Raw genomic sequence first — 16,884 nt, 5'->3', positions numbered from 1 at the left:
GTTCGGCACGGGACTACTCCGCGTGGTGCTTGGCGACGTACTTCGGACCGTTGACGCCGTAGCCGGCCTTCGCCATCACGGCGCCGACGACGAGGCCGATCACCACGACGACGGCGGACGCCCAGACGCCCCACGCCAGGTCGAACCAGAAGAACAGCGTGCCTGCCGCGAAGCCGATCAGCATGATCACGACGGCGGTCCAGGCGGCGGGCGAGTGGCCTTCGCCGAGTTCTGCGGGCTCAGTGTTGCTCACGGTGCTCCTCGTTCTGCTCCGGCGCCGTCGTCCGATCGGCGCCGATCCGATCCTACCGTGTCGGTCGTGGGCGGTTCCCCCACCGCACCGTCCCCGGCGGTCGGGTCGTCACCCGCGCTGAGGTCGTCCCAGTCGGTGATCGCGTCGCGTTGGGTCGGGGCGGCCGCACGGGCGTCGGCGGCGGCCCCGGCGGTCGCCGCGGCGTACTTCCGGGTCGGCCCGGGCCACTGCCGCTGCACCACGAACACGACGATCCCGAGCACCACGGCGAGCACGCCACCCGCGATGCCGACGGCGGGCCACGCGGTGACGTCGACCCGGTCGACGACCTGGCGCACCGCGCCGGTGTCGCTGACGCCCGCGACCTCGCCCACCGCGCCCTTCGACGCCGCGACGGGGTCCGCCAGGGCGCCGATGCCGGTCGCCACGACGGCGATGCCGAGCAGCACCTCGACGGCCGCGAGCACGACGCGCAGCACACGGCCGGCGATCGTCAGCGCGAGGAACAGCGCCAGGCTCGCGATCGCGAGCGCCGTGTACTGCGGGACGACCGCGGCACCGTCCGCCACCACGCGCGGCACCACCGCGGTGCCGGCGTGCAGGTGCACCGTGAACCACGTCTGGGTCCACGACAGCATCACGATGCCGGCGACCGCGAGGCCGGCGACGACGACGAGCGGGCGGGAGCGCCGGGCCGTCACGCGCGCACCTCGCGCATCCGGTTCGCGGTCGCGACCGCGCGCAGCGGGGCGGCCGCCTTGTTCACGGCCTCCTCGTGCTCGGTGCGCGGGTCGGAGTCGGCGACCAGGCCGGCACCGGCCTGCACGCGTGCGACCCCGTCCTTGATGAGCGCCGTACGGATGGCGATCGCCAGGTCGGCGTCGCCGGCGAAGTCGAAGTAGCCGACCACGCCCGCGTACGCTCCGCGCTTCGCCGGTTCCAGCTCGTCGATGATCTCGAGCGCACGCGGCTTCGGTGCCCCCGACAGGGTGCCGGCCGGGAAGGTCGCGCGGAAGACGTCGATCGCCGACGCCCCCGGTCGGACCGATCCCTCGACGCTCGACACCAGGTGCATGATGTGGCTGAAGCGCTCGACGGTCATGAACTCGGTCACCGCGACGGTCCCCGGCTCGCACACCTTCTGCAGGTCGTTCCGGGCGAGGTCGACCAGCATGAGGTGCTCGGCGCGCTCCTTCGGGTCGGCGAACAGCTCGTCACCCAGGCGGACGTCCTCGACCGGGCTCGCGCCGCGTGGGCGCGAGCCGGCGATCGGGTGGGTGATCGCCCGCCCGTCCTGCACCTTGACCAGGGCCTCGGGCGAGGCGCCGACGATCCAGAAGCGCTCGTCGGCGCTGTCCGCCAGCGCGAGGAAGTACATGTACGGGCTCGGGTTCAGTGTCCGGAGCACCCGGTAGACGTCGAGCGGGTCGGCGGTGACGTCGTGGTCGAACCGCTGCGAGACGACGACCTGGAAGACGTCACCGTCGCGGATGAAGTCCTTGGACCGCTCGACCGCGGCCATGTAGTCCTCCGGCGACGTCCGGTGGCGCGGGGTCGGCTCGGCGATCTCGAACGCCTCGGCGACCGTCGCCGCGCTCGGCTGCACCAGGTCCGCCTGCATCCGGTCGAGCCGGGACTGCGCGTCGGACCACATCGTGTCCGGGTCGTCGGTGCCGTCGTTGAGGACGCTCGCGACGAGGAGCACGAGGCCGGTGCGGTGGTCGAGCGCCGCGAGCTCGGACACGAAGGCGAGGGCCTGCCCGGGCACCTCGAAGTCGGCCGCGGGCACGTTCGGCAGGTGCTCGAGCTGCCGCACGGCCTCCCACCCGATGAACCCGACCGTGCCGCCGACCAGGGGCGGGGTGCCGGGAACGCGGGGCGTCGCCCACCGGTCGTGCAGGCGGGCGAGGACGTCGAGGGGGGCGCCGTCGAGCGAGCCGACGGCCCGCGACGCCGGGATGCCGGTGTCGATCCAGGACGCCCGGTCGCCGTCCTGGGTCAGGACGCCGAAGCTCCGGACGCCGACGAAGGACCAGCGCGACCACAGGCCGCCCTGGCCGGCGGACTCGAGCAGGAACGAACCGGGGCGACCGTCCGCCAGCTTGCGGTACACACCGACCGGCGTCTCGCTGTCGGCGTAGAGCGCGCGGACGACGGGGACGACGCGGTGGCCGTCGAGCAGGTCGTCGAAGGCCTGCCGGGAGGTCGTGCGCGGCTCCTCCGCGCGGCTCGCGCCGGTCATCGGATCGCCTCCGCGGTCGTGGTCGCCGACGTCGGGTCAGTCGCGTCCGTCCCGGCCTGCGCCGGCGCGGCCTGCACCGGCGCGGTCGCGGTCACGGGCTCGAGCGGGTCGACCTCGAAGCAGCTGTGCGCACCGGTGTGGCAGGCGGCCCCGACCTGCTGCACGGTGACGAGCAGCGTGTCGTCGTCGCAGTCGAGTGCGGCAGCCCGGACGTACTGCGCGTGCCCGGACGTGTCGCCCTTGCGCCAGTACTCCTGTCGGGAGCGCGACCAGAAGGTCACGCGGCCCTCGGTCAGGGTGCGGCGGAGGGCTTCGCGGTCCATCCAGCCGAGCATGAGGACGTCCTTCGAGGACTCCTCCTGCACGACTGCGGGGAGCAGGCCGTCCGCACCGAACCGTGCGCGGTCGAGGACCGCTTCCGTGCTGGTGCTGGTGCTGTCGGTCATGAGACTCCTAGCCTACGGCGGGGTGTCGGCGGACGGGGTGTCAGCGGACGGGCTGGCCGGCGGCGCGCAGCGCCGCCTTGACGTCCCCGATGGTCATCTCGCCCCGGTGGAAGACGCTGGCAGCGAGCACGGCGTCCGCGCCCGCCTCGACGGCCGGGGCGAAGTGCTCGAGGCGACCGGCGCCTCCCGAGCCGATGACCGGGACCGACGACACCGCACGCACCGCGGCGATGAGCTCGAGGTCGAAGCCGTGCTTCGTGCCGTCCGCGTCGATCGAGTTGACGAGCAGCTCGCCCGCGCCGCGCTCGACGCCCTCGCGTGCCCACGCGATCGCGTCGAGGTCGGACTCGGTCCGTCCGCCGTGGGTCGTGACGACGAAACCGGAGGGCATCCGGTCCGAGCGCTTGACGTCGAGCGACAGCACCACCGCCTGCGCGCCGAAGCGGTCGGCGATCTCGCTCACGAGCTCCGGCCGCGCGATCGCCGCGCTGTTGACGCCGATCTTGTCCGCGCCGCACTGCTGCAGGCGGGAGACGTCGTCGACGCTCCGGACGCCACCGCCGACGGTGAGCGGGATGAAGACCTGCTCCGCCGTGCGCGTCACCGTCTCGAACATGGTCGCGCGGTTCTCGACCGTGGCACCGACGTCGAGGAAGGTCAGCTCGTCGGCACCCTGCTCGTAGTAGCGGGCCGCGAGCTCGACCGGGTCCCCAGCGTCCTGCAGGTCGAGGAAGTTGACGCCCTTGACGACGCGACCGCCGGACACGTCGAGGCACGGGATGACCCGGACCGAGACGCCACCGGCGACACCGGCCGCGCCGCTGTCGGGTCCGGTCACGTCGGCTCGCACCGCGTCGTTCACAGGCGTGCGGCGTGGATCGGGCTGACCAGGATGGCGCGCGCACCGAGGTCGTACAGCGCGTCCATGATGAGGTTCGCGTCCTCGCGCGGGATCATCACGCGGACGGCCGACCAGTCGCGGTCGTGCAGCGGGGAGACCGTCGGCGACTCGATGCCCGACGCCACCGCGGTGGCCTGCTCCAGCAGGTCGGTCGGGATGTCGTAGTCGAGCATGACGTAGCCGCGGGCGACGAGCACGCCCTGCAGGCGGCGACGCAGGACGTCGATGCCCGGGATGCGCTCGTCGTTGGAGATGAGCAGCGCGGTCGACTCGAGGATCACCGGACCGAAGATCTCGAGCCCGGCGGCACGGAGCGTGCTGCCGGTCGAGACGACGTCGGCCACGGCGTCCGCGACACCGAGGCGCACGGCGCTCTCGACGGCGCCGTCGAGCTTCACGAGGGTCGCGGTCACCCCGTGCCGGGCGAGGAACTCGCCCACGAGTCCCGGGTAGCTCGTCGCGACGCGGACGCCGTCGAGGTCCTGCAGCTCGGTGAACCGGCCGGGCGTCCCGGCGAACCGGAAGGTCGAGTCGGCGAACCCGAGCGCGTCGACCTCGTGCGCCGCCGACCCGGAGTCGAGCAACAGGTCGCGGCCGGTGATGCCGACGTCGAGTGCGCCGGAGCCGACGTACGTCGCGATGTCGCGCGGACGGAGGAAGAAGAACTCGACACCGTTGCGCTCGTCGAGCAGGTGGAGCGCCTTCGGGTCGCGGCGACCGGCGTACCCGGCCTCCTTGAGCATCTCGGAGGCGGTCTCGGACAGCGAACCCTTGTTGGGCACGGCGATGCGGAGCATCAGGTGGTCTGCTTTCTGCTGGAGGTCGGGACGGCTGCGGGTCGCGGTGGCGCTCGGTGAGCGCGACACGCGTTCCTACAGATGTCGCCAGACGTCCGCCGGGGTGAGCCCCTTCGCGACCATGAGCACCTGGAGGTGGTAGATCAGCTGCGAGATCTCCTCCGAGGTGCGCTCGTCGCCCTCGTACTCAGCCGCCATCCAGACCTCGGCGGCCTCCTCCACGATCTTCTTGCCGATCTGGTGCACGCCGGCGTCCAGTTCGGCGACGGTGCCGGAGCCCTCGGGGCGCGTGCGCGCCTTCTCGGTCAGCTCCGCGAACAGGTCGTCGAACGTCTTCACGGGGACCAGGCTACCGTCCTGCGCGGCTGCACCGGACGCACCGTCCGGACGGGAGGCGCCGGTCGCCCCCGACGCGCCGCCCACCTGGGCGGTCACGCGCGTGCCGCCGCAGCCGCCTCGCGCAGGTCGGCGATGCGCTGCGCGGGCTCACCGCCGTAGACGGCGGATCCGGCGACGAGCGTGTCGGCGCCGCTGCGGACCGCCTCGGGCACGGTGTCGACCGCGATGCCGCCGTCGACCTCGAGCCAGACGTCGAGCCCCGAGGCGTCGACTGCGCCACGGGCGTCGGCGAGCTTCGGCATGACGGAGGGCATGAACGACTGCCCGCCGAACCCGGGCTCGACGGTCATGAGCAGGATCATGTCGTACGCGTCGAGGTGGTGGAGCACCTGCGTGATCGGGGTGCCGGGCTTCACGGCGACGGCGGCGCGGGCACCGTTCGACCGGATCGCCGCGGCGGTCGCCACCGGGTCGTCGGCGGCCTCGAGGTGGAACGTGACGCTCGAGGCACCGGTCTCGGCGTACTTCGGCGCCTGGGTGTCGGCGTCGGTGATCATGAGGTGCACGTCGAGCGGCACCGGCGAGACGTCCTGCAGGCGCTGCACGATCGGCAGGCCCAGGGTGAGGTTCGGCACGAAGTGGTTGTCCATCACGTCGACGTGCACCATGTCGGCGCTCTCGATGCGGTGCAGCTCCCGCTCGAGGTTGGCGAAGTCGGCGGACAGGATGCTCGGCGAGATGCGGATCGTCACCCGGCAACCCTACCGAGCGCCGCTGCCCGTCCAGACGGCGGTCTCCCACTCCAGCGGGGCTCCCGTGTCGGAGAACGGGACGAGCGGCACGGTCGGGAACTCGCGCAGGACACCGGTGAGCTGCGTCGCGGTCCCCAGTCCGCTCCGGACACGGAGGTACTGCACCAGGGTGAGCTGCCCGTACGTGCGGTTCATCGATGCGCGTGCGGTGTCCAACGAAGGGTCGGCGCCGACCGGGGGCAGCTTCGGTCGGATGGCGTACGCGCGGTTGAACAGGCGTCCGTGGTGGGCACATGCGTTGCGCACCACGTTGAGCGCGCGCAACCACGAGGTCAGCTGCGGTGCTCGGAGACCGAACCGTCCGCTCACCTCGGTCTGGACGCTCGGCGGCGCGAAGCCGAGCAGCCTCGAGACCGTCCCCCAGTCCATCACCTCGACCGCGGCCCACACCGGCAGGACTCCCCCGTACCCGGACCGGTGGTGCTCGACGAACTCCTCCCGGCTCCTGGCGACCTCACCGCGGTGCCGCTCCAGCCAGTTGCGGTGGCCGTCGCCGGCGCGTGCCAGCGGACCGAGCAGATCGGGACGCAGATGGGCGCTCGGGTGGAGCCGCCCGAGTGCGTGCCCCAGCGCGGCTCTCAGTGCGAGCTCGACCGGAGCGAGGGCGTCGAACACCGTCGTCCGCAGACGCTCGTCGAAACGGTGGAGCGCGAGGACGTCCTCGAGGTGGGTCCCCGGGCGGAAGCGATCACCCCGCGCACCGCCCGTGGTCTCGCGGAACGCGTACCAGTAGCCACTCAGCCGGTAGTAGTTGACGAGGCGCAGTTCGCGGACGGCGGCGTCCTCGTCGGGCACGTGCATCCCACGTCCTCGCAGGAGTGCCACCTGCTCTCGGTACGGCCGGAACGGCTTGGGTTCCACAGCGGGCCTCCCCCGGGCCGAGAACGAAGAGGACCGGCCCTGGACCTGCTCTCGCAGGCGGAACCGGTCGTGTTCCTCCAACATATCAGATCGTTCCTGGGCCGACAACCCGCGAGCAGACGCCGAGGTTGCGTGTTGCGGGAGGGGTCAGGGGCGACGACGGAAGAGTGCGACGAACATCGCGTCGGTGCCGGTCCGGTGCGGCCAGAGCTGCGCCGTCGGACCGTCGGCGACCTGCGGGTCCCGGGCCGCCACCGACCGGACCACGCCGGCGGTGTCGAGCTGTTCGAGCACGTCGCCGTGCCGCTCGAGCAGCGCGTCGACCTGCCCGCGCGTCTCGGCCAGGTGCGGCGAGCACGTCACGTACGCGAGCGTGCCACCCGGGGCGAGTGCACGGACCGCCGCATCGAGCAGCTCGGCCTGCAGCGCCGCGAGCTCGGGGACGTCCTCGGGCTGCTTGCGCCACCGCGCCTCGGGACGCCGACGGAGCGCGCCGAGGCCCGTGCACGGAGCATCGAGCAGGATCCGGTCGAACAGCTCGTCGCCCGGCTTGCCGAAGCGCCGTCCGTCGCCCTCGACGACCGTGACGGTGTCGTCACCCGCCACGGTGGACAGGGCCCTGCGCACGAGTCCGGCGCGGGCGGGCACGAGCTCGTTGGCGACCAGGGACGCTCCGCCCTGGGCGGCCTCGGCGGCGAGGAGCGCGGCCTTGCCCCCGGGCCCGGCGCACATGTCGAGCCACCGCTCCCCCGGACGGACGGCGGACGACCGCGTGAGGGCGAGGGCCGCGAGCTGCGACCCCTCGTCCTGCACCCGGAGCCGACCGGCGGCGACGCCGGGGACCCGTGCGGGGTCGCCGGTCGTCCCGCGGATGCCGACCGGGGACACCGGGCCGGCGTCGGCCCCGGCGACCCGGCCGGGAGGCGCGGTGCCGGTCTCGTCGTCGGCTCCGGCTCCGTCGTCGGTGCGGGGCTGCTCGTCGGCTCCGTCCCCGCCGTCGGCTCCGTCCCCGCCGTCGGCTTCGGCCCCGCCGTCCGCTCCGGATCCGTCCTCGGCAGCGGTCGCCGTCGCGGTGCGGACGTCCTCGTCGGTGGCGAGCCCGGGCAGCGCGACGAGCTGCACGCGGGGCGCGACGTTGTCGGCCGCGAGCAGGGCGGCGAGCTCGTCCCGCGACCGCTCGGCCGCCAGGGCGTCACGGAGTGCGGCGACCACCCACGACGGGTGCGACCAGCGGGTGGCCAGCAGCGCGTCGCCGCTCCGACCCTCGGTGACCAGGGCGTCCCACTCGTCGTCGGTCTTCGCGGCGACCTTGCGCAGGACCGCGTTGACGAAGCCGGTGGCCCGGCGGGCGCCGACCTCGCGTGCGAGCTCCACGGTCGCCGAGACCGCCGCGTGCGTTGGTGTGCGCATGCCGAGCAGCTGGTGCACGCCGAGGCGCATCACGTCGAGCACGTCGGACTCGATGTTGTCGACCCGGCGACCGGATGCGACCCCGACGATCGCGTCGTAGCGGCCGAGCATGCGGATCGACCCGTAGGTGAGCTCGGTGGCGAAGGCGGCGTCGCGGGCGGACAGACCGGCGCGACGGATGCGCGTGGGCAGGAGCAGGTTGGCGTAGGCGTCGTCGACCTGCACCGCGCGGAGCACGTCGAACGCGACCCGCCTGGCGCTGGTCGGACGGGGGCGTCGGTCGCCGCGCGACTGCCGGGAGGACTGCTGCGCCGCGCTCACGAGAGCACCACGCCCTCGAGCGAGCCGAGGCCGCGTGCCCACGCGGCGCCGTCCATCGCCTTCTTGCCGGCGGGCTGGACCTCGGTGAGCACGAGCGGGACGTCGGCCGTGCCGACGAGGAGTCGTCCGTCGACCAGTGCGAGCGCACCGGGCGCGAGGTGCGGGGCGGAGGAGGCCGCGCCTCCCGGCAGGAGCGCGCTGCGGAGCAGCTTCACCCGCGTCTCGCCGAGGTGGGCGAACGCGCCGGGCTCGGGCGTCACACCGCGGACGCGGGCACGGACGGCCACGGCCGGCTCCGTGAAGGCGACGTGCGCGTCGTCGGCGGTCGGCTTCGGGGCGAGGGTCACCGTCCCGGACTGCTCGGTGGCGACCGCGCTGCCGTCGGCCAGGGCGTCGACCACCCGCAGGACGGTGTCCGCTCCGGTCTCGGCCATCGCGGCGAGGACGTCGCCGCTGGTGGCGTCCGGGTCGATCGTGAACGGGTCGGCGGCGTACACGGGACCGGCGTCGAGCGCCTCGACGAGCTGGAAGACGGTCGCGGCGGTCCGGGTGTCGCCCGCCATCACGGCACGCTGGACGGGTGCGGCGCCGCGGTACGCCGGCAGCTCGGAGAAGTGCAGGTTGACCCAGCCGAGACGTGGAGCGTCCAGGGCGGGACGACGGAGGAGCGCACCGTACGCGACGATGACGCCGAGGTCGGCCTGCAGTTCGACCAGCTGCGCGGTGACGGCGTCGTCCACCCGGGTGGCCTCGATGACGGGCAGTCCGAGCTCCTCGGCGACCTGCGCCACCGGGGTCGGCGTGAGGACACGCTTCCGACCCTGGGGTGTCGGGGGTCGGGTGAGGACGGCCGCGATCTCGTGGTCGGAGGCGGCGAGACGTCGGAGGGTGGGGACGGCCGCAGCGGGGCTGCCGGCGACGACGAGACGCATGGGGTCCATCGTCCCACGGCCGACGGTGTCCGACGCGCGCGGGACGCTGCCGGCCGGGAACGGACTGCGAGCGGGCTGGGTAACGTCCGGACCATGAGTGACGTCACCACCTCCACCAACCGCTACGCCGGCTCGTCGATCCAGAAGGTCGCGCTCGTCGTCGGCATCGTGTTCCTGCTCGTCGGGATCGCCGGGTTCGTGCCGGGGCTGACCTCCGGCGACCTCGGCGGTGCCGGGCACCACTCGATGGCGATGCTGCTCGGGATCTTCCAGGTGTCGGTCCTGCACAACATCGTGCACCTGCTGTTCGGCGTCGTCGGCCTCCTCGCGGCGAACCGGGCGACGGGGTCGCGGATGTACCTCGTGATCGGCGGCGTCGTCTACTTCGTGCTGTGGGTCTACGGCCTGTTCACGGCGGGCACGATGTCCGGCGCGAACTTCGTCCCGCTCAACTGGGCGGACAACTGGCTGCACCTGGTGCTCGCGATCGGCATGGTCGCGCTCGGCGTCGTCTTCCCGCGGGAGCGCCGCCGTCCGGTCGGCGCCTGACCCGGGGCCGAACCCGCAACACGCAACGTCGGCGGCTCCTCGCAGCGGTACTCCCCTGCGAGCGGCCGCCGTCGTTGCGTTCCGCGGGAGGTCGTCAGGCGTCGACGGCGGCGCGGGCCCCGACGAAGGCGTCCACGCAGCGGCGCACCTGCTCCTCGGTGTGCGCCGCGGAGAGCTGCACCCGGATCCGGGCTCTCCCCTGCGGCACCACCGGGTAGCTGAACGCCGTCACGTAGACGCCCCGCGCCTGCATCTCGTCCGCGATCCGCGCGGTGCGGCCGGCCTCGTGGAACATCACGGGCACGATCGGGTGCTCCCCCGGCAGCAGCTCGAAGCCCGCGTCCGACATGAGCGTCCGGAACGTCCTGGCGTTGGCTGCGAGCCGGGCGCGGGCGTCGTCCGACCGTTCGACGAGGTCGAGCGCCGCGACGGTCCCCGCCGCGATCACCGGCGCGAGCGAGTTCGAGAACAGGTACGGGCGTGAGCGCTGCCGCAGCAGGTCGACGATCTCCCGGCGCGAGGCCACGTACCCGCCGGACGCCCCGCCGAGCGCCTTGCCGAACGTGCCGGTGTAGACGTCGACGCGGTCCGCGACGCCGCACAGCTCGGGGGTGCCCCGCCCGTGCTCGCCGACGAACCCGACGGCGTGCGAGTCGTCGACGATGACGAGTGCGTCGTACCGCTCGGCGAGGTCGCAGATCTCGGCGAGCGGCGCGATCGAGCCGTCCATGGAGAAGACGCCGTCGGTGACCACCGCGCGGAACCGGGCCGACGATGCGGCGGCGAGCTGCGCCTCCAGGTCGGCCGTGTCGCGGTTGCGGTACCGGAACCGCTGCGCCTTCGAGAGCCGGATGCCGTCGATGATCGACGCGTGGTTGAGTTCGTCGGAGATGATCGCGTCCTCCGGGCCGAGCAGCACCTCGAACAGCCCACCGTTCGCGTCGAAGCACGACGAGTACAGGATCGCGGCCTCGGTGCCGAGGAAGCCGGCGACCCGACGCTCGAGGTCGAGGTGCAGGTCCTGCGTGCCGCAGATGAACCGCACGCTCGCCACCCCGTAGCCCCAGCGGTCGAGGGCGTCCTTCGCCGCGTCGACGAGGTCGGTCGAGTCCCCGAGCCCGAGGTAGTTGTTCGCACAGAAGTTGAGCAGGTCGGTGCCGTCCGCCGCGATCGCCGCACGCTGCGGACCGGCGATGCCGCGCTCGCGCTTCGTCAGCCCCGCGGCCTCGATCCCGGCGAGCTCCGTCGCCAGGTGGTCCTTGATCGCGCCGTACATCAGGTCTCCGTCCAGTCGATGACGACCTTGCCGCCGTCCGCGCTCGCCGCCGCGGCGAACGCTGTCTCCCAGTCGCGCGCCGGGTGGCACGCCGACACGATCGAGCCGATGCGCTCGCGCAGGACCGCACTCGTGGCGAGCATCGAGCTCATCGCCTGCCACGTCTCGTACATCTCACGGCCGTAGATGCCCTTCACCGTGAGCATGTGCGTGACGACCTTGGCCCAGTCCACCGCGATCGGGCCGCTCGGCAGCCCGAGCATCGCGATCCGCCCCCCGTGGTTCATGTTCTCGACCATCGCGGGCAGTGCGGTCGGGGCGCCGGACATCTCGAAGCCGACGTCGAAGCCCTCGCGCATGCCGAGCCGCTCCTGAGCCGCACGGACCGTGGCCGCCCCGTCGTGACGCACGTCCACCCCGAGGTCGGCGCCCATGCCCTCCGCGAGGCGCAGCCGCTCCGTGCTGACGTCCGTCCCGACGACGAACCGCGCACCGGCGTGTCGGGCCACCGCGATCGCCATGAGGCCGATCGGTCCGCACCCGGTGACCAGCACGTCCTCGCCGACCAGGGGGAACGCGAGCGCGGTGTGCACCGCGTTGCCGAGCGGGTCGAAGAGTGCGCCCACCTCGGGTTCGACGGGACCGTGGTGGACCCACACGTTCGTGCCCGGCAGCGTCAGGTACTCCGCGAACGCGCCGTCGCGCTGCACGCCGAGGCCCTTCGTGCGGATGCACATCTGCCGACGCCCGGCGCGACAGTTCCGGCAGGTGCCGCAGACGACGTGCCCCTCGCCGGACACGAGGTCGCCGACGGCGACGTCGCGCACGGCGGCGCCGACCTCGACGACCTCGCCGGAGAACTCGTGGCCGGGCACGAGCGGTGCGGTCACGGCCGATGCGGCCCAGTCGTCCCACCGCTCGATGTGCAGGTCGGTCCCGCAGATCCCGGTCCGCAGCACGCGGACGAGGACCTCGTCCTCGGTCGGGACCGGCACCGGCCGGTCGGTCATGATCAGTCCCGGACCGGCGTCCGGCTTCCAGAGCGCCCGCATCGGCGTCACCTCGTCACTTCGTCGTGCGTGTGGTGTGGTCGGCGGCGGCTCGTGGCCACCACCGACCAGCCTGGCACACCGTCCGGACGGACGGGAGGCTCGGTGCGCGCCCGGCGCGTCGCGGCACCTCGACTCCGTGGGCGCGTCCGCGGCGGGTCAGACCTCGGTGAACGGCTCGGCGTCGTCGAGTCGCACGCGCAGGGTCGGCGCCGCGCGACGTCGGTTGCCGCCCGGGAGCACCCGGCGCGTCGACGAACGACGGATGACCTCGGCCTTGAGCGTCGCCGCGACCTCGGCCCCGTGCGCGTAGGCGAAGCGCACGATCGCACGGACCGTCCCGGGCACCGGGTCGTCGGGTACCGGAACCGGCCCGAGCACCGCCCCGACCACCGCGTCACCGAGGGCCTCGACCGCCTCGGTCACCGCCTCGTCCGTACCGGTGAGCGTCGCCACCCGGACGGCCGGCGGGAAGTGCAGGGCCCGTCGGTCGACGAGCTCGTCGTGCGCCGGCCCGTCGAGCCGCCAGAGGGCCATCGCCGTGGCGAGCTTGCCGCCGATGCCGACGAGGTACACCTCGGCGCCGGGTGCGCCCTTCGCGGCGGCGTTCGTCCAGAAGCGGAGCACGTCCTCCTGCACCCGGAGGCCCTCGCGGGCCAGGAGCCGTTCGCCGTCGAGCAGCAGTACGCACGCGTACCCGCCCGGCGCGCTCGGCTCCGCGCCGCGTGTGGCGACGACGACCGCGGGGCGGGCGGGGACCTCGTCGAGCGGTCGGGAACCGTCCGCCACCACGATCCGGGTGCCGGGGAACGCCCGGCCGAGCTCGTCGGCGGTCCGCTGGGCCCCCTGCCCGACGGGCTTGAGCCGCCCACCGCCGCACGTCGGGCACCGGAACCCCACGGCGAGGGCACCGCAGAACCGGCACTGCGGGGTCGCGTTCCGGTGCGGGCTCCCCAGGGGGCCGCCACACACGCGGCAGTGCGCGCGTTCCCCGCAGTCGGCGCAGACCAGCCCGGTGCCGAAGCCCGGGTTGGCGACCTGCACGAGGACGGGCCCGTGCTGGCTGGCCTCCCGCGCGGCGCGCCACGCCGTGCTGGGGATGCGGGCCTGGGCCGCGAAGCCCTCGGCCCCCGCCTGCTGCGCGGTCGGGATCACCTTCGGCGTCGGTACCCGGTACGGCGCGAGCTCCTGGAGCCAGTGCAGCTCGACGAGCCGCTGGACGTCGGTCGACCTGGCGTGCGCGACGAAGAGGAGTGCGGCGCCGGACTGCGCGGTCCGCACGAGGGCGACGTCGCGCGTGTGCACGTACGGGGCCCGCGGCTCGACGAAGGACGCGTCGCCGTCGTCCCACATCGCCACGAGCCCGAGCTCGGACGCCGGTGCGAACGCCGCGGTCCGGTTGCCGATGGCCACGACGGCGTGCGTCCGCGCCTGCAGCAGCGCCTTCGCACGCTGCCCGTTCGTCTGCTTGGCGTCGAACCGGACGACGCGCTCCGGCGGGAGCACGGCGAGGAGCGCGCGTTCGAGGTCCGTGACGTCGCGGAAGTCCGGGACCGCGAGCACGGCCGACTGCTCGCGGGCGACGACGTGCGACGCCGCCTGTGCGAGCGTCGCGGCCCAACCGGGCACCCACACGGGGTCGTCGACGGTCCCGAGGTCGACCGGGTGGGGCACGGCGTCGACCGCAGCCCGTCCGTGGTCGGCGAGCAGGGCCTCCAGGACGCCCTCGGCGTAGCCCGTCACCGGGGTCGGCTCGACTATCGGCGGTGACCACGAGGTGTCGCGGGCGAGCCAGGCCTTCTCGGCACGGACCTGACGGGTCGGCACGGCGAGCCGGAGCACGTCGGAGGCGACACCGGCGGCGCGGTCGGCGACGGCACGCGCGAGCGTCCAGATCTCCGGGGCCAGCACGGGCACCGGTGACACGACCTGTTCGACGGGACTGAGCTCCCCCGGCCAGTCTCCCTCGGAGACGACCTCGACGACGTACGCGTCGGACATCCGGGCGCCGGTGCGCAGCGGCACCTTGACCCGGACCCCCGGCACGCAGTCGTCCTCGAGCTCGGCCGGCACCCGGTAGTCGAACAGACGGTCCAACTGCGGGAGCGGCGAGTCGAGGACGACGCGCGCGACGGTGGTCACACGGCGCCTAGACGGCGGCGGTGACGAGTCCTGCTGCGGCGCGGAGCTCCTCGACGCGGTCGAGCTGCTCCCAGGTGAAGCCCGGCAGCTCGCGGCCGAAGTGGCCGTACGCCGCGGTCTGGGCGTACCGGGGCTTGAGCAGGTCGAGGTCGCGGATGATCGCGGCGGGACGCAGGTCGAACACCTCGGTGATGGCGGCCTCGATCGTGGCGTCGTCGACGTGTCCGGTGCCGAACGACTCGACGTACAGACCGACGGGCTTCGCGCGGCCGATCGCGTAGGCGACCTGGACCTCGAGCCGGTCCGCGAGCCCCGCGGCGACGGCGTTCTTCGCGACCCAGCGGAGCGCGTAGGCGGCCGAGCGGTCGACCTTCGACGGGTCCTTGCCGCTGAACGCGCCGCCACCGTGGCGGGAGGCCCCGCCGTACGTGTCGACGATGACCTTGCGTCCGGTGAGTCCGGCGTCACCCTGCGGGCCGCCGATCTCGAAGCGACCGGTCGGGTTCACGATCACGTCGACGTGCGACGAGTCGAGGTCGACCAGGTCGAGCACCGGACGGATGACGTGCTCCGTGATCTGCGCGGTGAGCTCGTCGAGCGTGACCGCGGGCGAGTGCTGCGTGGAGAGGACCACCGTCTCGACGGTCTTCGGCACGACGCCGTCGTAGCCGACGGTGACCTGGGTCTTGCCGTCCGGGCGGAGGAAGTCGAGCTGCCCGCTCTTGCGGACCTCGGCCAGCCGCTCCGCCAGGCGGTGCGCGAGCCAGATCGCGACGGGCATGTACTCGGGCGTCTCGTTCGTCGCGAAGCCGAACATGATGCCCTGGTCGCCGGCGCCCTGGCGGTCGAGCTCGTCGATGCCCGCGCCGGACCGGCTGTCGAGCGACTCGTCGACGCCCTGGGCGATGTCCGGCGACTGCGCGCCGATCGACACCTCGACACCGCAGGTGCGGCCGTCGAAGGAGACCTCGGACGAGTTGTACCCGATGCCCGTGATGACGTCGCGGACCAGCTTCGGGATCTCGACGTAGCCGGACGTGGTGACCTCGCCCGCGACGTGCACGAGCCCGGTGGTGACCATCGTCTCCACGGCGACGCGCGCGTGCGGGTCGACCGCGAGCAGGGCGTCGAGGATCGTGTCCGAGATCTGGTCGCAGATCTTGTCGGGGTGCCCCTCCGTCACCGACTCGGACGTGAAGAGGCGCAGGTTGGTGCCGCTCACCGGGGTCAGTCGGTGGGCTGCTGCTGCTTGGTGACGGTCAGCTTGTCCTCGTTGATCTCGTGCAGAGCGACGGACAGCGGCTTGTCGTCGATCGTCGAGTCGACGAGCGGACCGACGTTGTCGAACAGCGACCCCTCGTGCAGGTCGGCGTAGTAGTCGTTGATCTGACGGGCGCGCTTCGAGGCGAAGATGACGAGCGCGTACTTCGACTCCACCTTGGCGAGCAGGTCGTCGATGGGCGGGTCGATGATGCCCTGGGGGTTGGCCATGGTGTCTCCTGTCGGCTGCGGGTGCGTGGGGCGCGGGTCCGACCGGATCGGACCGCCCGACCGCGGTCGGGCTGCGCGGGCGCGACGCCGAGGAGGCGCGCGCGGGTGCGCCGTGTCAGGGCGCAGAGAACAAGTCTACGACCTCGCGTGCCGCGGTGCCGACATCCGAGTTCACGATGCGCACGTCGAACTCGTCCTGCGCGGCCAGTTCGACCTTCGCGGTCTCGAGTCGGCGTGCCTGTTCCTCGGCGGACTCGGTCCCGCGTCCGATGAGCCGTCGGACGAGTTCCTCCCACGTCGGCGGCAGCAGGAACACGAGCACGGCCTCGGGCATGGCGTCGCGGACCTGCCGAGCACCCTGCAGGTCGATCTCGAGCAGCACCTTGTCGCCGGCGTCGAGCGCGCGGTCGATCGGCGGCCGTGGCGTGCCGTACCGGTAGGAGTTGTGCACCACGGCCCACTCGAGCAGCTCGCGGTCCCGGATCATCCGGTCGAACTCGGCGTCGTCCACGAAGTAGTAGTGCACGCCGTCGACCTCGCCCGGGCGGGGCTTCCGGGTCGTCGCCGACACGCTGAGGTCCACGTCGGGGAAGTGCTCGCGGATGTGCGCGCTCACGGTGCCCTTGCCGACGGCGGTCGGTCCGGCAAGCACGACGAGCTTCGACGCACCGCGCTTCCGGCCGCGGGCGGCGAGCCAGTCGGCCAGGGCGGAGCGCTGCCGGGTGCCGAGCCCGCCGAGCCGCTTCGACGGGGCGATGCGGAGCTCCCCCATCACGGCCTCGGCACGCGCCGGGCCGATCCCGGACATGCTCGTGAGCAGATCGCGCACGCGCAGCGACTTCTCGGCGGGCAGGTCCGCGTCGGACCACGCGGCGCGAGCGACCTCGAGGGCGCTGCGCTCCCCCGACGCCACCTGCGCCTTGACGGCAGCACGGGCGCGCCGAGCGGCGACTGCCGCGCGGGCGGCGGCGACGCGGTCGACCTCCGGCGGGTTGCGGTGCGCGGGCAGGTCGCTGCGGTCCGGGGTCCCGGAGCCGGGCGTCTGGTCCGTGGGCGTCTGGTC

18 protein-coding genes are annotated in these 16,884 nt (G+C 73.3%); 1 reads left to right on the top strand and 17 read right to left on the bottom strand.

Annotated elements, in window-relative coordinates:
• Positions 1-13: 13 nt before the first annotated feature.
• The 11 genes from ACIP6W_RS08640 to ACIP6W_RS08590 form a co-directional block, all read right to left on the bottom strand.
• Entirely contained in the window at positions 14-253 is a 240-nt protein-coding gene (locus ACIP6W_RS08640; RefSeq protein WP_066654504.1) for a DUF6704 family protein, read from the bottom strand.
• Complete coding sequence (locus tag ACIP6W_RS08635; protein ID WP_066654506.1) at positions 250-954, bottom strand: Trp biosynthesis-associated membrane protein; 705 nt, start codon at positions 952-954, stop codon at positions 250-252. Before ACIP6W_RS08635 ends, ACIP6W_RS08640 begins: the two co-directional genes overlap by 4 nt.
• Positions 951-2,495 (bottom strand): anthranilate synthase component I, encoded by a 1,545-nt coding sequence (locus tag ACIP6W_RS08630; RefSeq protein ID WP_066654508.1) that lies wholly within the window; start codon positions 2,493-2,495, stop codon positions 951-953. The genes ACIP6W_RS08635 and ACIP6W_RS08630 overlap by 4 nt, the downstream gene beginning before the upstream one ends.
• A complete protein-coding gene (hisI, locus tag ACIP6W_RS08625) occupies positions 2,492-2,941 on the bottom strand; it encodes a phosphoribosyl-AMP cyclohydrolase (RefSeq protein ID WP_066654510.1) in 450 nt (149 codons plus the stop codon). The genes ACIP6W_RS08630 and hisI overlap by 4 nt, the downstream gene beginning before the upstream one ends.
• A 40-nt stretch (positions 2,942-2,981) precedes the next feature.
• Positions 2,982-3,779: an imidazole glycerol phosphate synthase subunit HisF gene (gene hisF, locus ACIP6W_RS08620; protein WP_066658289.1), complete on the bottom strand. Its 798-nt coding sequence runs from the start codon at positions 3,777-3,779 to the stop codon at positions 2,982-2,984.
• A 20-nt stretch (positions 3,780-3,799) separates the two neighbouring features.
• Positions 3,800-4,639 carry an ATP phosphoribosyltransferase gene (gene hisG, locus ACIP6W_RS08615; protein ID WP_066654512.1) on the bottom strand — a complete coding sequence of 280 codons (840 nt, stop codon included), beginning with the start codon at positions 4,637-4,639 and terminating at the stop codon, positions 3,800-3,802.
• Positions 4,640-4,714: 75 nt separating this feature from the next.
• On the bottom strand, positions 4,715-4,978 hold the full coding sequence (locus ACIP6W_RS08610; RefSeq protein WP_058726551.1) for a phosphoribosyl-ATP diphosphatase: 264 nt from the start codon (positions 4,976-4,978) through the stop codon (positions 4,715-4,717).
• A 92-nt stretch (positions 4,979-5,070) separates the two neighbouring features.
• The gene (gene rpe, locus ACIP6W_RS08605) at positions 5,071-5,730 is read right to left on the bottom strand and encodes a ribulose-phosphate 3-epimerase (protein WP_066654514.1); all 660 of its coding nucleotides are present in this window, start codon (positions 5,728-5,730) and stop codon (positions 5,071-5,073) included.
• Between the two features lie 9 nt (positions 5,731-5,739).
• The gene (locus ACIP6W_RS08600) at positions 5,740-6,615 is read right to left on the bottom strand and encodes an Abi family protein (protein ID WP_307810340.1); all 876 of its coding nucleotides are present in this window, start codon (positions 6,613-6,615) and stop codon (positions 5,740-5,742) included.
• A 183-nt stretch (positions 6,616-6,798) separates the two neighbouring features.
• Positions 6,799-8,382, bottom strand: coding sequence for an RsmB/NOP family class I SAM-dependent RNA methyltransferase (locus ACIP6W_RS08595; RefSeq protein WP_400429054.1), 1,584 nt, complete (start codon positions 8,380-8,382; stop codon positions 6,799-6,801).
• On the bottom strand, positions 8,379-9,314 hold the full coding sequence (locus ACIP6W_RS08590) for a methionyl-tRNA formyltransferase (RefSeq protein WP_251159767.1): 936 nt from the start codon (positions 9,312-9,314) through the stop codon (positions 8,379-8,381). The genes ACIP6W_RS08595 and ACIP6W_RS08590 overlap by 4 nt, the downstream gene beginning before the upstream one ends.
• A gap of 93 nt (positions 9,315-9,407) precedes the next feature.
• Between ACIP6W_RS08590 and ACIP6W_RS08585 the strand changes: the two genes are divergently transcribed.
• Positions 9,408-9,863 carry a DUF4383 domain-containing protein gene (locus ACIP6W_RS08585; protein WP_174234689.1) on the top strand — a complete coding sequence of 152 codons (456 nt, stop codon included), beginning with the start codon at positions 9,408-9,410 and terminating at the stop codon, positions 9,861-9,863.
• A gap of 94 nt (positions 9,864-9,957) precedes the next feature.
• Here the strand turns inward: ACIP6W_RS08585 and ACIP6W_RS08580 are convergent, their stop codons facing one another.
• The 6 genes from ACIP6W_RS08580 to gmk all read right to left on the bottom strand — a co-directional run bounded on the left by ACIP6W_RS08580 (position 9,958) and on the right by gmk (position 16,830).
• Positions 9,958-11,139, bottom strand: coding sequence for a glycine C-acetyltransferase (locus tag ACIP6W_RS08580; protein WP_400429052.1), 1,182 nt, complete (start codon positions 11,137-11,139; stop codon positions 9,958-9,960).
• Entirely contained in the window at positions 11,139-12,191 is a 1,053-nt protein-coding gene (gene tdh / locus ACIP6W_RS08575) for an L-threonine 3-dehydrogenase (protein ID WP_066658292.1), read from the bottom strand. Before tdh ends, ACIP6W_RS08580 begins: the two co-directional genes overlap by 1 nt.
• A gap of 156 nt (positions 12,192-12,347) precedes the next feature.
• Positions 12,348-14,330 (bottom strand): primosomal protein N', encoded by a 1,983-nt coding sequence (locus ACIP6W_RS08570; protein ID WP_400429050.1) that lies wholly within the window; start codon positions 14,328-14,330, stop codon positions 12,348-12,350.
• 7 nt (positions 14,331-14,337) lie between these two features.
• Complete coding sequence (gene metK, locus ACIP6W_RS08565; protein ID WP_066654523.1) at positions 14,338-15,552, bottom strand: methionine adenosyltransferase; 1,215 nt, start codon at positions 15,550-15,552, stop codon at positions 14,338-14,340.
• A gap of 5 nt (positions 15,553-15,557) precedes the next feature.
• Positions 15,558-15,821 carry a DNA-directed RNA polymerase subunit omega gene (gene rpoZ, locus ACIP6W_RS08560; RefSeq protein WP_022906709.1) on the bottom strand — a complete coding sequence of 88 codons (264 nt, stop codon included), beginning with the start codon at positions 15,819-15,821 and terminating at the stop codon, positions 15,558-15,560.
• 115 nt (positions 15,822-15,936) lie between these two features.
• The gene (gene gmk, locus ACIP6W_RS08555) at positions 15,937-16,830 is read right to left on the bottom strand and encodes a guanylate kinase (protein WP_066658295.1); all 894 of its coding nucleotides are present in this window, start codon (positions 16,828-16,830) and stop codon (positions 15,937-15,939) included.
• Positions 16,831-16,884 lie beyond the last annotated feature (54 nt).

Origin of the sequence: Curtobacterium sp. NPDC088465 (assembly GCF_044753165.1) — a bacterium.
Taxonomy (GTDB): domain Bacteria; phylum Actinomycetota; class Actinomycetes; order Actinomycetales; family Microbacteriaceae; genus Curtobacterium.
The sequence above is the reverse complement of the archived record's forward strand: the minus strand, read 5'-3'. Positions and strand labels throughout refer to the sequence as shown.